General features: G+C 33.0%; 15 protein-coding genes. 13 read left to right on the forward strand and 2 right to left on the reverse strand.

Features of this window, described 5'->3' with window-relative positions:
• Positions 1-17: 17 nt before the first annotated feature.
• Both HM982_RS07165 and HM982_RS07170 read left to right on the forward strand, forming a co-directional pair.
• Positions 18-614: a DUF6452 family protein gene (locus HM982_RS07165; protein WP_179352463.1), complete on the forward strand. Its 597-nt coding sequence runs from the start codon at positions 18-20 to the stop codon at positions 612-614.
• A complete protein-coding gene (locus tag HM982_RS07170; protein WP_246296627.1) occupies positions 580-1,341 on the forward strand; it encodes a DUF6048 family protein in 762 nt (253 codons plus the stop codon). The genes HM982_RS07165 and HM982_RS07170 overlap by 35 nt, the downstream gene beginning before the upstream one ends.
• 64 nt (positions 1,342-1,405) lie before the next feature.
• On the opposite strand, the gene HM982_RS07175 is transcribed toward HM982_RS07170, so the two are convergent.
• Positions 1,406-2,371 (reverse strand): DUF4421 family protein, encoded by a 966-nt coding sequence (locus HM982_RS07175; RefSeq protein ID WP_179352464.1) that lies wholly within the window; start codon positions 2,369-2,371, stop codon positions 1,406-1,408.
• A 93-nt stretch (positions 2,372-2,464) separates the two neighbouring features.
• On the opposite strand from HM982_RS07175, the gene HM982_RS07180 reads away from it, so the two are divergent.
• From HM982_RS07180 to HM982_RS07195, 4 genes are all read left to right on the forward strand, one after another.
• Positions 2,465-3,040 (forward strand): non-canonical purine NTP diphosphatase, encoded by a 576-nt coding sequence (locus tag HM982_RS07180; RefSeq protein WP_179352465.1) that lies wholly within the window; start codon positions 2,465-2,467, stop codon positions 3,038-3,040.
• A gap of 176 nt (positions 3,041-3,216) precedes the next feature.
• Entirely contained in the window at positions 3,217-4,251 is a 1,035-nt protein-coding gene (locus HM982_RS07185; protein ID WP_179352466.1) for a cytochrome-c peroxidase, read from the forward strand.
• Positions 4,252-4,565: 314 nt separating this feature from the next.
• A complete protein-coding gene (locus HM982_RS07190; protein WP_179352467.1) occupies positions 4,566-6,422 on the forward strand; it encodes a DEAD/DEAH box helicase in 1,857 nt (618 codons plus the stop codon).
• 182 nt (positions 6,423-6,604) lie between these two features.
• Entirely contained in the window at positions 6,605-7,414 is an 810-nt protein-coding gene (locus tag HM982_RS07195) for a carboxypeptidase-like regulatory domain-containing protein (protein ID WP_179352468.1), read from the forward strand.
• A gap of 11 nt (positions 7,415-7,425) precedes the next feature.
• On the opposite strand, the gene HM982_RS07200 is transcribed toward HM982_RS07195, so the two are convergent.
• The gene (locus HM982_RS07200) at positions 7,426-8,082 is read right to left on the reverse strand and encodes a TrmH family RNA methyltransferase (protein WP_179352469.1); all 657 of its coding nucleotides are present in this window, start codon (positions 8,080-8,082) and stop codon (positions 7,426-7,428) included.
• A 35-nt stretch (positions 8,083-8,117) separates the two neighbouring features.
• On the opposite strand from HM982_RS07200, the gene HM982_RS07205 reads away from it, so the two are divergent.
• The 7 genes from HM982_RS07205 to HM982_RS07235 all read left to right on the forward strand — a co-directional run bounded on the left by HM982_RS07205 (position 8,118) and on the right by HM982_RS07235 (position 14,582).
• Positions 8,118-9,329: a tetratricopeptide repeat protein gene (locus HM982_RS07205; RefSeq protein ID WP_179352470.1), complete on the forward strand. Its 1,212-nt coding sequence runs from the start codon at positions 8,118-8,120 to the stop codon at positions 9,327-9,329.
• 48 nt (positions 9,330-9,377) lie between these two features.
• Positions 9,378-10,055: an SIR2 family NAD-dependent protein deacylase gene (locus tag HM982_RS07210; protein ID WP_179352471.1), complete on the forward strand. Its 678-nt coding sequence runs from the start codon at positions 9,378-9,380 to the stop codon at positions 10,053-10,055.
• Positions 10,056-10,140: 85 nt separating this feature from the next.
• Positions 10,141-10,743: a TetR/AcrR family transcriptional regulator gene (locus HM982_RS07215; RefSeq protein ID WP_179352472.1), complete on the forward strand. Its 603-nt coding sequence runs from the start codon at positions 10,141-10,143 to the stop codon at positions 10,741-10,743.
• Positions 10,744-10,795: 52 nt separating this feature from the next.
• Positions 10,796-11,602 (forward strand): haloacid dehalogenase type II, encoded by an 807-nt coding sequence (locus HM982_RS07220; RefSeq protein ID WP_179352473.1) that lies wholly within the window; start codon positions 10,796-10,798, stop codon positions 11,600-11,602.
• 7 nt (positions 11,603-11,609) lie between these two features.
• Complete coding sequence (locus HM982_RS07225; RefSeq protein WP_179352474.1) at positions 11,610-12,344, forward strand: glucose 1-dehydrogenase; 735 nt, start codon at positions 11,610-11,612, stop codon at positions 12,342-12,344.
• A gap of 19 nt (positions 12,345-12,363) precedes the next feature.
• Positions 12,364-13,878: a peroxiredoxin-like family protein gene (locus HM982_RS18490; protein ID WP_246296629.1), complete on the forward strand. Its 1,515-nt coding sequence runs from the start codon at positions 12,364-12,366 to the stop codon at positions 13,876-13,878.
• Between the two features lie 182 nt (positions 13,879-14,060).
• On the forward strand, positions 14,061-14,582 hold the full coding sequence (locus HM982_RS07235; protein WP_179352475.1) for a hypothetical protein: 522 nt from the start codon (positions 14,061-14,063) through the stop codon (positions 14,580-14,582).
• The last annotated feature ends 5 nt before the right edge of the window (positions 14,583-14,587 follow it).

Here is a 14,587-nt window from a genome sequence, read left to right on the forward strand (position 1 = left end):
TCAAAAAATTATTGAATTTGAAACGTATTCTTATTTTTTTAAGCTTTGTTACCATAACAGCTGCAGTTATCCTTAGCTGTGAACGTGATGATATTTGTGCTGAAACCACTCAAACGACAGCCCGTTTAGTTATTGAATTTTATGATGCATCAGATATAGACGAATTAAAAAATGTTCCAAGACTTACCGCTTACGGCGAAGGTTTATTTACCGATGAAGATGGCGTAACTACAGAACCTTTAGAAGCCTCGGACACCATTGTAGCAGCAGATGACGACACCTATATTTTTAATGTAAATACTAACAGCATTTCATTACCATTAAAGGTCAATGACACTCTGGGTAATGAATTTGTAACCACACGTTTTGTTTTAGAAAAAGACACTAATTTACGTTTAGATACCGACGACCCAGAAACTTCAAATAAAGACATTATAGAAATTACTTATAACTCAGAATTTATTTATGTCTCTAGAGCTTGCGGCTACAAGAGCTTATTTACAAATTTAAACCTAACTTCAGAAATTGATAGTGATCTATGGATTGCTAATATAGAAGTCGTAGAAACAACAATTGAAAATGAATATACAACACATGTTCACATCTTCCATTAGAAGTGCTATACTATTGCTGTTGGTTTCTACAATGGCATCATTTGCTCAAGAAGAAAATGAAACCGTTACTGATACGCTAATTTACAAACAGAAATATGGCCTTAGGCTTGGTGCAGATATAAGTAAAATAGCACGTAGTTTTTTTGAGGATGATTATTCTGGTTTTGAGATTATGGGCGATTACCGACTAACAAAACGTATGTATTTAGCTGGAGAAATTGGTAATGAAGAAAAAACAATTGAAAATGATGCTCTGAGCAATACCACAAAAGGAGGGTATTTTAAAGCTGGTATAGATATTAATTTCTATCAAAACTGGTTGGATATGGAAAACATGATTTATTCTGGCTTTCGTATTGGTGCAGCTACATTTAGTCAAACACGAAATAATTACACCATTTACAATGTCAATAACCAATACTGGGATGAGCAATTTAATGTTGAATCAAGTGAAGTGTATAGTGGCTTAACGGCACTTTGGGCAGAACTTCAAATCGGTTTAAAAGCCGAATTATTTAATAACTTTTTTGCAGGTATTAATTTACAACTTAAATTCTTAGTTTCGGATACCGAACTTAATAATTACGAGAATCTCTATGTCCCTGGTTTTAACAAAACCTTCGATAGTAGTCGCTTTGGTGGTGGTTACGGTTTTAATCTCTCTTATTTAGTCCCTATATTTAAAAAAGATAAGATTGTCATTCAAGAACGAGAAACAGAAGAATAAGTTCATGCTAAATAATTCGCATAACCAAATACAAACATCTTAAAGTCGACCGCTGCTTTTAAAATTATTGTTTTTTCTTTTTCTTAAACCTATAACCTATCGCTAACTTAGCTTTCGTAAGGTTTAAATTATAAGAATTACCATAGCCAAAATCTGTAGAATACAAGCCATTACTGTAGGTTAAACTTGCGTAGTACTGCTTATAACTATATCCTAAACCAATTAAGAAATCTAACTTATAAAGTAGCGGATCAGAGGGAATATAACTCGATTCTTCTAAATTGATTTTTTTTCTCATCACTCCAATTCCAGGCATAACATTAACTGTTGCTGTAATGTTTTCTGGAAGTTTAAAATACGTAATTAATCCTGCTAACACACCAATAGCCATCCCACTATAACTCTCAATATCAGCTTGCTCATTAAAATAAGGACTCGTTGTTTCTGATAAAAGACTTGGTTTTGCTGAAAAGTAATCATAGCTTGTAAACGCACCAATACCGCCTGTTATAAAAACATTTTCATTATTTTTTTCTGAAAAACCGGCTTTTAAAAGTGAATATGAAAATTCTATATCATCAAAAGTGTACAAGTAATTTACACCAATGCTTACCGATTTAATATCATCGCGATACACTTGAGGTTCATCAAAATTATTTTTAGCCGTAAACCCTCTATAAGTTTGTGCATAAACATTTACATAATTACGGTCTTTCAAAATTGTAATTCCCTGTAAATCAAATTTTCGAGTACGCTCTTTGTTAGGGTTTTTAATATTAAATGCAATATCTATAATAATTTTTCTATTCGCAAAACCAACACCTAAACCATGTCTATTATTAGGCACGTATCTCGCTTTGGAGTTACCGTCTTTGATGCTAAACTTATTAACCTTAAAGTTGGTAAATAAACGAACTGAATAATTATCAACATCGCGATCAATAAGTAATGAATCTAGGTCTGTAATATCTTGTGCTTGTATAGAAACACACGATAAACAAAAAATTAAAAGAATAAAAAATTTTACCATTGGGGTCTTTTTAAAAATATTCTGTTTTGATACAGGTTACATAAATAGATTCCTATTTTTACAATTGCTAAATTACATTAATAAACACAGACTATGCAACTTGTTTTCGCAACTAACAATTTAAATAAATTAAAGGAAGTTCAAGCTATAATTCCACAACATATTAAACTTCTAAGTTTAAAAGATATTGCTTGCACTGAAGATATCCCCGAAACTCAAGCCACAATTAAAGGCAACGCAATTCAAAAAGCAGAATACCTAAAAGAACATTATGGTTATGATTGCTTTGCTGATGATACAGGTTTAGAAGTTGAAGCTTTAAACGGTGAACCTGGTGTGTATTCTGCGCGTTACGCAGGTCCACAACGCAACGCAGAAGACAATACCAATAAATTATTGACCGAACTTAAAAACAAAGCTAACAGAAAAGCACAATTTAAAACCGTAATTGCATTGCATCTCAACGGCGAACTACACACATTTACAGGGATTTGTGAAGGCTCAATTACAGCTGATAAACAAGGCGACGGTGGCTTTGGTTACGATCCCATTTTTAAAGCCGAAGGTTATGATAAAACGTTTGCTGAAATTTCTTTAGAAGAGAAAAATAAAATTGGACATCGTGGAAAAGCAGTTGCAGAATTGGTCGACTTTTTAAAAAGTAAATAAAATACGGACTACAAATCACTTATAGTACATACAATTAGCTGAAGTTCAGTACTTCTAACTCAAGATTTACTCTAAATATTCTTTAGGTAAAAACATATCTGACTTTTTCAAAACGTGACAAAAATCACATTTTTCTTGGATTACAAATTTTATATTTGTTTTTAAACGAAGTCATTATGAAAAAATATGCTTTCCTAGTTGTCGTATTAGCTTTAGCCGTGAGTTGTAAAAATTCAAACGAAAAAAAAGATACTATAGCCTATAATCCAGAACATGTTGAATTACAAGAAAGAGCTGCATCTATATTTGGAACACTTCCAACACAAGTTGATAATCCTGAAAATGTAATTACAGAAGAAAAAGTGGTTTTAGGTCAGAAATTATATTTTGACAATCGCTTATCTAAAGATAATACCCAAAGTTGTAATACGTGTCATGATTTAAAAACCTATGGTGTAGATAACTTAAGTACGTCTCCAGGAAATGATGGAACGCTCGGTACTAGAAATTCCCCAACAGTTTTTAATGCAGCATTACATGCTGATCAATTTTGGGATGGTAGGGAACCCGATGTCGAAGCACAAGCTGGTGGTCCTATTTTAAATCCTGTTGAAATGGCTATGCCAAGTGAGGAAGTCGTTGTAGAGCGCCTGTTAGAAGACGCTAATTATTTAGATTTATTTAAAGCTGCTTTTCCTGAAGACTCAGAACCAATTACCTACAAAAACATACAAAAAGCTATTGGTGCTTTTGAACGTAAACTCATTACACCTTCAAAATTTGATGATTTTATTGCAGGCGATATAGAAAGCTTAAATGAAAAGGAACTTATAGGCTTAAAAGTTTTTATGGATAATGGTTGTGTAGCTTGTCATTCTGGAAATGCTTTAGGAGGAAATATTCATCAAAAATTCGGCATATTTGATGAGTATTGGAAACACACTAAAAGTGAACAAATAGATAAAGGTAAATTTGAAATCACCAATAAAGAAGGCGATAAATATGTCTTTAAATCACCCTCACTTAGAAATATCGCAAAAACCTATCCTTATTTTCATGATGGAAGCGTTCACAACTTAAAAGATGCTGTTTCAATCATGGGCAAAATTCAATTAAAGAAAGACTTCACCGAAAACGAGCTAGATGCCATGGTAGCATTTTTAAATTCTTTAACTGGCGAATTGCCTGAGGATATTAAAAAGACATTATAATCTCTAAAATTCATAGCCGCTTTCTAACGTTAGTAATAACATTTCTTAATATTAACGCTATTAAATGGTGTCTAATATCTACTTAACACAAAACCCAATAAACTGATTTACAAAGACCTTAATAATTATTATGATTACAAAAATTGATTATCCAATTAATTAACGTACCTTTGCACCTTGCAAAAAATCCAAATTTAGGATTTTGTATATTCCTCAGCGTGAGGATGTGTTACCTAGAAGTTTAAGTGTTTAGTATGTCGATTCGCTTCTTTTGTAACACCAAAAGAATTTAATCGAATACATAAAACTCAAGAATGAGCACATTCCAAGAATTAGGTCTTAATGAAGACCTTCTTAAAGCTATTACGGATTTAGGTTTTGAAAAACCTAGTGAAGTTCAACAAAAAGCAATTCCACTTTTATTAGAAGAAGAAAAAGATTTAGTAGCCTTAGCGCAAACAGGTACAGGAAAAACCGCCGCTTTCGGATTTCCGATGTTACAAAAAATAGATATTGATAGTAGAACTACACAAGGATTAATCCTTTCTCCTACGCGTGAACTTTGTTTACAAATTACCAACGAACTTAAACTTTATGGTAAATATTGTAAAGGCTTAAATGTTACTGCCATTTATGGTGGAGCAAGTATTTCTGATCAAGCAAGACAAGTAAAACGTGGTGCACAAATTATTGTAGCAACACCTGGCCGTATGAAAGATATGATTAGCCGTAATATGGTTGATATTTCTAAAATACAATACAGCGTTTTAGATGAGGCTGATGAGATGCTAAATATGGGCTTCTACGAAGATATTACCGATATTTTATCGCATACACCAGAGGACAAAAGCACTTGGTTATTCTCTGCAACGATGCCTAAAGAGGTGTCTAATATTGCAAAGAAATTTATGTTTGACCCTACAGAAATTACCGTAGGTAACAAAAACGAAAGTACAAGTAATGTTTCTCACGAATACTATTTAGTAAATGCTAGAGACCGTTACCAGGCACTTAAACGTTTGGCTGATGCAAATCCAGATATTTTCTCTGTGATTTTCTGTCGTACCAAAAGAGATACTCAAAAAGTAGCCGAAAACTTAATTGAAGATGGGTATTCTGCAGGCGCTTTACATGGTGATTTAAGTCAAAATCAACGTGATTTGGTGATGAAATCTTTCAGAAACAAACAAATACAAATGTTAGTGGCTACAGATGTTGCTGCGCGTGGTATTGATGTTGATGATATTACACACGTTATTAACTACCAACTTCCTGATGAAATTGAAACCTACACACACCGTTCAGGAAGAACAGGACGTGCTGGTAAAACAGGGGTTTCAATGGTTATTGTTTCTAAAAGTGAAGTTAGAAAGATTAAAAGCATCGAACGTATTATTAAAAAGCAGTTTGATAAAAAAGAGATTCCTTCTTCAGAAAATATTGTAGAAGTGCAATTAATGTCACTTGCTAATAAAATACATACTACTGAAACAAATCATGAAATTGATAAGCATTTAGAAAACATCAATGAACTATTTGCAGATACTGAAAAAGAAGAACTAATCAAGAAATTTTTCTCTGTAGAATTCAACCGTTTTTTCAATTACTATCAGAAATCTAAAGATTTAAGTGTTGTTGATTCTCGTGGAAGTGATAGAGATGGCGGACGCGATTACGGTAAACAATCTAATGATTCGCGCTACTTTATTAATGTTGGTAAAAAAGATGGTTTTGATTGGATGAAATTGAAAGATTTCTTAAAAGAACAATTAGAATTAGGACGTGATGATGTATTTAAAGTCGATGTAAAAGAAAGTTTTTCGTTCTTTAATACAGAAAAAACATTACAAGAGAAAGTATTGGCTTTCTTCACCGATTTTAAACATGAAGGTCGTTTTGTAAACGTTGAAGTTAGCGAAGATAAAGGCCGAAGCCGTGGAGGTAGAAGTGGCGGAAGAAATCGTGGCGGAAACGACAGACGTTCTGGAGGCCGCAATCGCTCTAGTGACAGACGTTCTTCTGGAGGCTCTGGAAACCGTAGCGATAGACGTAGCAGACGTTCTGACGATTCAAGAAGCGACAGAAAGTTTAATGATTCTAGAGGAGACAGACGCTCAGAATCAAGTGGATCTGGTTCGGATAGACCAAGACGTTCTAGACGAAGAGATTAAATTTTTTAAAATATCCTAATTTTCAAAAAATAAAATAATATATTCCAAAACTTAAAGTCCGACTTTAGGTTTTGGTTTTTTTTTGACACAAAGCAAACAATTGCTAAAAAGTTAATATTTAGTCAAAAATAAACCAGCAATATGTTAAATCCGTTTTCTTTATTACCTTTACCACGTAACACATGTACATGCGATATTTACTGATTATTATTTTATGTTTAACTACAGTTTATAGCTATAGCCAAGACAGTACAGCAACTGAAACTCCTACTAAAGTAAAGGGTACGCTTGTCAGTGCTTCAACCAGCAAAACTTTAAGCGAAGCAAATATTGTAAATATTAACCAAGTTGTTGGGACGGCTTCAAATAAAAATGGTGAATTTGAAATCAAAGCAAAAGTCAATGATACACTTCATTTATCTTATTTAGGTTACAAATCTATAAAAGTACGTGTCACTAATGACTGGTTAAAATTTGGGAATACAAAAATTGAAATGACTGAACTAGCATTAGCGTTAGAAGAAGTCACTGTAAAGCAACTTGAACTAACAGGTTATTTAGAGGTAGATATGAACCAAATTCCTGTAACCTCTAACAATCGTTATCGTATTTCAGGTTTACCAGGTCAAGGTTACGAAGCAGGAAAACCCAACATAGCAACTAAGGTTTTGGGCGCTATTTTTAACCCAGCTGATTTCTTGTACAACATGTTTGGTAGAAAGCCTAACGAAATGCACAAGCTTAAGAAAATGAAAGAGGATGACGAAATTAGAAGTCAACTCTCTAAACGTTTTGACCGCGAAATGTTATTGGTGTTACTTCAAGTTAATAAGTATGATTTAGAGGAAATTGTAAACCAATGTAATTACTCAAAAGACTTTATTAATACCGCAAATGATCTTCAAATTTTAGATGCTATTAGCGAATGTTATGAAGAATATAAAATCATTAATCGCAGTAATAAAAGTCGTTCTAGCAAGGACAAATCCTAATTTTAAGTCCCTTAATTTTCATCTAAATAACGCTTCACAATATCATCATAATCTTTGATTGTTTTTTTAATCCAATCAAAACGTTTTTCTATAATTTCTGTTTCAGATAACTGCCAATCAATAGTTGACTTGCGTAATTGAGCTGTAACATGCTGAAGAATAATTGCAGCAGATACCGATATATTAAGACTTTCAGTAAAACCAACCATCGGAATTTTCAAATAACAATCAGCCTCCTCAATCACTTGTTGCGACAAGCCTTCTGTTTCTCTTCCAAAGAAAAAACACGATTTTTTTGTAAAATCAAAATCTATCAATTCACAATCTTCTACATGTGGTGTGGTAGCAACAATTTGATAATCTTTAGCTTTTAAATCATTAATACACGACTTTACAGAATTAAAACGATTAAGGTCAACCCATTTTTGGGCACCCATTGCAATTTCTCGATCAATACTTTTAGAGTTTACTTCTTCAACAATATTTAGTTCCTGGATACCAAACACATCACAAGACCTCATTACAGCACTTGTATTATGCAATTGATATACGTCTTCTGTTGCCACCGTGAAATGTTTAGTCCGTTGCGCTAATACTTTTTTAAAACGCTCTTTTCGGTTTTCAGTAAGAAAGGATTCTAAATAGTTTAGAAGCTTTAAGTTGGTCATAAAATCTTATCTTTAATATCTATAACACAAAACTAATGAAATTAAAAACGACTATCTCTTTCTTGTTTTTTATAGTCTGTAGCCATCTTAGCTATTCACAAGAAAAACCACAAATATGCTCTTGTTTGCTTCTTAAAGAAACCGAAGAAAATGATACTAAAGTTATAGCATTAGCGGAATATGTTGAAGCTTCTCTTCATAATTTAAGTACCGATGAGTTTAATGAAAAGTTTGATGTACCTTCATTTATTAATGGTGTAACCAATCACCAACTTATTGATAGCGAAAATAGTTTTACAAAGAACTTTATGGAAGGAACTTCTACTATTGGAAAACAACTTTCGCAACAATTGGTCAACTTAATTGAAACCGGTTCGTATTATAATCTTATAAATTACAGGTACAATATTGTAGACAGAGCTTATTATTTTACTTTCAGATTGTTTTCTGAAGAAACAGGTGTAAATTATCACGATTATAAAGTTTGTTCTAATGGTGAGACTTTAAAATTTAATGACATTTACATCTATCTCACAGGAGAACCTTTATCTACTACGATGCAAAGAATTTTCCTATTGTCTAAACCCATAGGAAAAGAGGACGCTTACGCTTTAAATTCAGACAATCACCGAAATGTATTCTTATTTCTAGAATCACAAAAATTAGCAAAAAAAGGTAAATATGAAGCTGCTTTTAATACCATTTCTAAAATTACAAGCCCTATGGCCGAAGAGAAATTCACACGCTTAACCAAAGCAAATTATGCAATGGCTTATGATGGCAAAATGTATGAAGTCTTATTAGAAGAATACGCTGAACAATTTCCAAAAGACCCAACATTATATCTCAAATTAATTGATTACTATATTGTAAAAGGTAATTTTAAACTGGCAATAAAAAACATTGATAAATTAATGTATGAAACCGATGATGACTTTTTAAATCTTTTAAAAGGAAATGTGTATATGTTAAGTGAGGATTATGAAACTGCTGAATCACATTATGGATATATAATGCAAAACTACCCCGATCTTTTTCAGGGTTATATCGGTTATATTGTAAGTTTAAATTTTCAAAATCGATTTGAAGACATCATAATTGTTATAGAAGACTTATTAGAGCAAGGTTACGACAGGGAAGCCCTATTAGAATTTATAGAAGAAAGCGAAGCGGATGGCAGCAATCAAATAGACGCTTTTTTAAGCTCTAAAAAGTATAAAAAGTGGAAACGTAAATCTAAATCATAAGGATGACTAACACATCCTAAAATCATAAAAACATTTTAATTAAAACTCATGAAACACATCGTCGTATTAACAGGAGCAGGAGTAAGTGCCGAAAGTGGTATTAAAACCTTTAGAGATGCCGATGGCCTTTGGGAAGGTCACGATGTTATGGCAGTGGCTTCACCAGAAGGTTTTGCAAGCAATCCAGAACTGGTTTTAAACTTTTACAATGAAAGACGGCAACAACTTAATGAAGTAGAACCCAACCAAGCTCACAAAGCCCTAGCTGAACTTGAAAAGAAATACAAAGTTACGGTCATCACTCAAAATGTAGATGATTTACACGAACGTGCTGGAAGTCGTAATGTGATCCACCTTCATGGTGAATTACGAAAAATAAGAAGCACGGTAAATGAAAATGATATTAGATTCTGTGATCACGATATAAAATTAGGAGACCTATGCGAAAAAGGCCATCAGTTACGACCTCATATCGTTTGGTTTGGCGAAGCCGTACCGATGATTGAAAAAGCGATGGAAGTATGCCAAACCGCCGATGTTTTAGTCATTATAGGTACAAGTATGCAAGTGTACCCTGCCGCTGGATTAATGGATTATGCTCCAGAAGCAACGCCTATTTATTATATAGACCCTAAACCAGCCTATATCAATAGCAAAAGCGTTCATATCATTGAAAAATCTGCTACACAAGGCACCAAAATCTTATTAGAATTACTAAAAGTCTAATCTTAAGTTCAGTGTAATTTATGTTAAACTTTTTACAAAACCCTCATAAAACATACTAACTAGTATTTTTTATCTATATTTGACTATGGAACAAAAACAAAAGTCAGAATTTACCAAACAGTTAATTCTTAACGAGTCGTTTAAGTTATTCTATAAAAACGGGTTTAAAACCACGAGTGTAGACAAAATAATGAAGACCACAAACCTTACTAAAGGTGCGTTTTACCATCATTACAAAAGCAAAAAAGAACTTGGATTAGAAGTTATCAGTTCTAAAATACAACAACGTGTTTACGAGGGTATGATTACCCCATTGTATCAAGACGGTAATGCATTAACCATATTAAAAGTCACGTTTTCAGAGCGATTAAAATCTTTTTCTACACACGAAAAACAACATGGCTGCCCAATGAACAATTTTATCAATGAAATTGCCGATGAAGAAGAAGCCTATCAACTAGCCTTAAAACGTATTGTTGAAGAATGGAAAGCGGCTTTAATCTATTTACTTGAGCGTGGCAAAAAAGACCATGTCATCAATACAACAATTTCTAGCAATGCTGTTGCGGTGTATTTAATCAGTTCTTTTGAAGGAATTCGAGGGGTAAGAAAATTATATAATGACGACAGCGTCCTCGATGATTACATTCTAGGACTTTCCCTATACCTCAACCAACTAAAACCCTAGTTTTTTTTAACTTAAAAACATACCTATAAGTATGTTTTAAAACAAATTTTATATGAGCACTAACAACAGAAGAAGTTTTATTAAAAAATCAGCAATGCTAGGATTAGCGGGCGCTACTATTCCGCAATTTGGATTTGCCGCCAATACAAAATCAGAAGAAAAAAAAGAAACTATGAATACAACAAGACCAAAAGTGTTATTTTTTGACGTTAATGAGACTTTATTAGACCTCACAACCATGAAAAAAAGTGTAGGTGATGCACTTGGTGGCAGAAGTGATTTATTACCTTTATGGTTTACAACGATGTTACAATATTCATTGGTAACAACAGCAGGTAGACAATACAATGATTTTGGAATTATTGGTGCCGCTGCTTTACAAATGGTAGCTGCCAATCACAACATAACCTTATCTGAAGAAGAAGCAAGAGCATCTATTTTAGGTCCTATACGATCCATACCTGCCCATCCTGAAGTAAAGCAAGCCTTAACCGATTTAAAAACTGCAGGCTATAAATTAGTATCCTTTACCAATTCTTCTAATAAAGGTGTGGAAACACAATTTAAAAATGCAGGGTTATTAGATTATTTTGAAGAACGCTTAAGCATTGAAGACATAGGAAAATTTAAACCCGATACAAATGCTTATGATTGGGCTGCTAGAAAGATGGGCGTTAAACCAAGTGAATGTTTACTTGTTGCTGCACACGGTTGGGATATTGCCGGTGCTATTTGGGCAGGATGGCGCGGTGCTTTTGTTGGAAGACCAGGAGCGCAATTATATCCATTAGCACCAAACCCAGAAATTAACGAACCTGATTTAAAATTAATTGCAGAACGTTTAATTGCTTTAAAATAACACTATCATGTCACTAGAAAATAAAGTTATTATTGTAACAGGTTCCTCAAGAGGTATTGGTAAAGAAATAGCGATTCAATTAGCTAAAAATGGCGCTAAAGTCATTGTTAACCATTCCAATAGTGAAGATGAAGCCAAGAATACTGTGATGGCTATTACAGAAGCTGGAGGAACAGCAATGGCTATTAAAGCAGATGTAAGCCTCAAAGAAGACGTCACGGAATTATTTGATAAAACTATTGAGAAATACGGAAAAGTTGACGTCTTAGTAAATAATGCTGGTGTCATGATTTCAAAACCTCTAATAGACAATACCCTAGAAGATTTTTCAAAACAATTTGATGTTAACGTTAAAGGCATTTTTAATACGTTGCAGGAAGCGTTTCATAAATTGGCAGATAAAGGAAATATCATAAATATTTCTTCAAGTACGGTAAAATTAATGTTTCCAAGCTATGCATTATACTCGGCATCAAAAGCAGCTGTAGAGCAAATGACACGTGTATTTTCAAAAGAAATTGGACGAGGAATCTCTGTAAATGCCCTTGCTCCTGGCGCTACAGAAACCGAATTATTTATGAAGGGAAAATCTCCAGAATTTATAGAAAAACTAAGTAGTATGAATGCCTTTAATAGATTGGCACAACCACTAGATATTGCTAAGGTCGTTGTATTTTTAGCGAGTGACAATTCTAAATGGATTTCGGGTCAAGTTATTGGTGCCAATGGCGCTCTAGTATAGAATTACCAAAATTTAATATATGAAAATCAACATCTTAACACTTATCACCTGTATTTTTTTAGCATCCTGTAACGATGGCAAAACTTCTGATGCAGTATCTAAAACAGCTACATTAGATACTGAAAAAAAATCGGATACAATAACCTTTAAAAATAAAGGTCACGAATTAGTGTATGAGCTCACTAAAAAAACAGGCGATTACCAAACACTCGTAAACAAAAAAGACGTTGTTTATACGTATACGTATCAAACACCAGATGGTAAAAAAGACGTCAGTACCGAGAAGTATATATTTAATGGGGAATTATCTTATGGCGCTTATAAGCAACACGAAAGAACACTTCCTAACTTAGAAGGTTTAATAGAACAAGGTTATGATGGTGATGAATATTGGCTAAAGCATAAGGGCAACCTAATCACCGATAATGAGGCTGCTTTAAAACGTGTGGCTTTTAACCGACCTACCAATTTTTACTGGTTTGCTATGATGCCAAAATTATTGGATCCAGGAGTAATTTACGATTACTTAGGCGAAATAACCATTGACGAAACATCTTACGACATTGTTAAGGTTTCATTCACTTCAAAAGACAATAAACCAACAGACATTTACCAAGTCTATATTAATAAAGACAGCGGTTTGGTAGATCAATTTTTGTTTACCGTTGCTGATTTTGGTGTTATGGAAACCCCAAACCTAATGCAATTAGAATATGAAAATATCGATGGTATGTTAATTCCGACAAAGCGTCAATATAAAAAATCTAATTGGGACGCTGAAGTTACGGATGCTCCATGGATACATGTCACATGGACAAATATTTCATTTAATAATAACTTGAAAAAAGAAGACTTTAAAAAAGAAAACACAATGACAAATTATACAGTCGCCTCCTTAAAATCAAAATTAGACGAGAAGAAGGCTAATTTTGAAAAAAATGCAGACGAAACTAAAAAAAGAATCTACAACGAAGGTTTTGAAGATGTAAAGAATAGCGATATTCTAAGTCAGGCAAAGCAAGTTGGTGACAAAGCACCAAACTTTGTTTTAAAAAATGCCTTAGGAGAAACCGTTTCTTTAGAATCATACCTAAAAGAAGGCCCTGTAGTGCTAACTTGGTATAGAGGTGGTTGGTGTCCGTATTGTAATTTAACCCTACAGCAGTTACAACAAGAATTACCAAACTTTAAAGCCAATGATGCCAGCTTATTAGCTTTAACACCAGAATTACCTGACCAATCTATCAGTACAACTGAAAAAAACGATTTAGAATTTGAAGTTTTAAGTGATATCGGTAACAAAGTCGCAAACGATTATGGTATTGTATTTACACTTACAAATGATGTCGCTAGCATTTACAATAAATCATTTGACATGAATAGCCACAATGGAGATACGTCTAACGCACTTCCTTTAGCGGCAACCTATATAATAAATGAAGAAGGAAAAATTGCATACGCTTTTTTGGACACGGACTATCGAAACAGAGCTGAACCCTCTGAAATAACAGCATTTTTGAAGAATAATTTATAATATAATTATTCTTAAAAGTGCTATTAGATTAATAGTTCTGTTCATAATCCTAAAAAAGTCATTAGTTAATAATGGCTTTTTTTCAGTTTATAACCATAGGCTTTGCTAGAACTAAAATTTTAAATTAACTTAGACGTATGCAGTTCCTCAATAAACAGTAATATTACAGGCAATTCAAGAAAATGAAAACATACTATTCATCTTCAAGTCATTCTAATTTTGATACTGCATTAGCGATATTAATGTGTTTAGTAATTGGAGGTGTCATAGTAAACACTACTGACATCATTTGGATACAATTAATTTCTATTTTAATAACTATCGGAGCTGTTATTGTAATTATTTACTATCATAGAAAGCGAACATTTACTATTAAATTCTTGGAAAACGAAATTATAATCGAACACCAATTTTTAAAGAAAAAGATAAAAGTTTCTTATGTAGATTTATTAGTTATTGAATTCTTATCGATACATAAATCGCCTGACAGAAACAAAATACATTTTAAAACAGAAAATCAATTACAATCTTTAAGTTTTCTAGCGATTGCACACTCTGACCAATATATTGAATTTATAAAATGGTTAAAAACTAAGAATGATAAATTAGAACTAAAAGTATTTCCATCCGACCATATAATGAATCACAAAATTCAAGAAATTTACGGATTTAAATACCGAAAGATGCTTAAGAAAACGCTTTAAATAAA

The organism is Winogradskyella vidalii (assembly GCF_013403955.1).
Lineage (GTDB): Bacteria > Bacteroidota > Bacteroidia > Flavobacteriales > Flavobacteriaceae > Winogradskyella > Winogradskyella vidalii.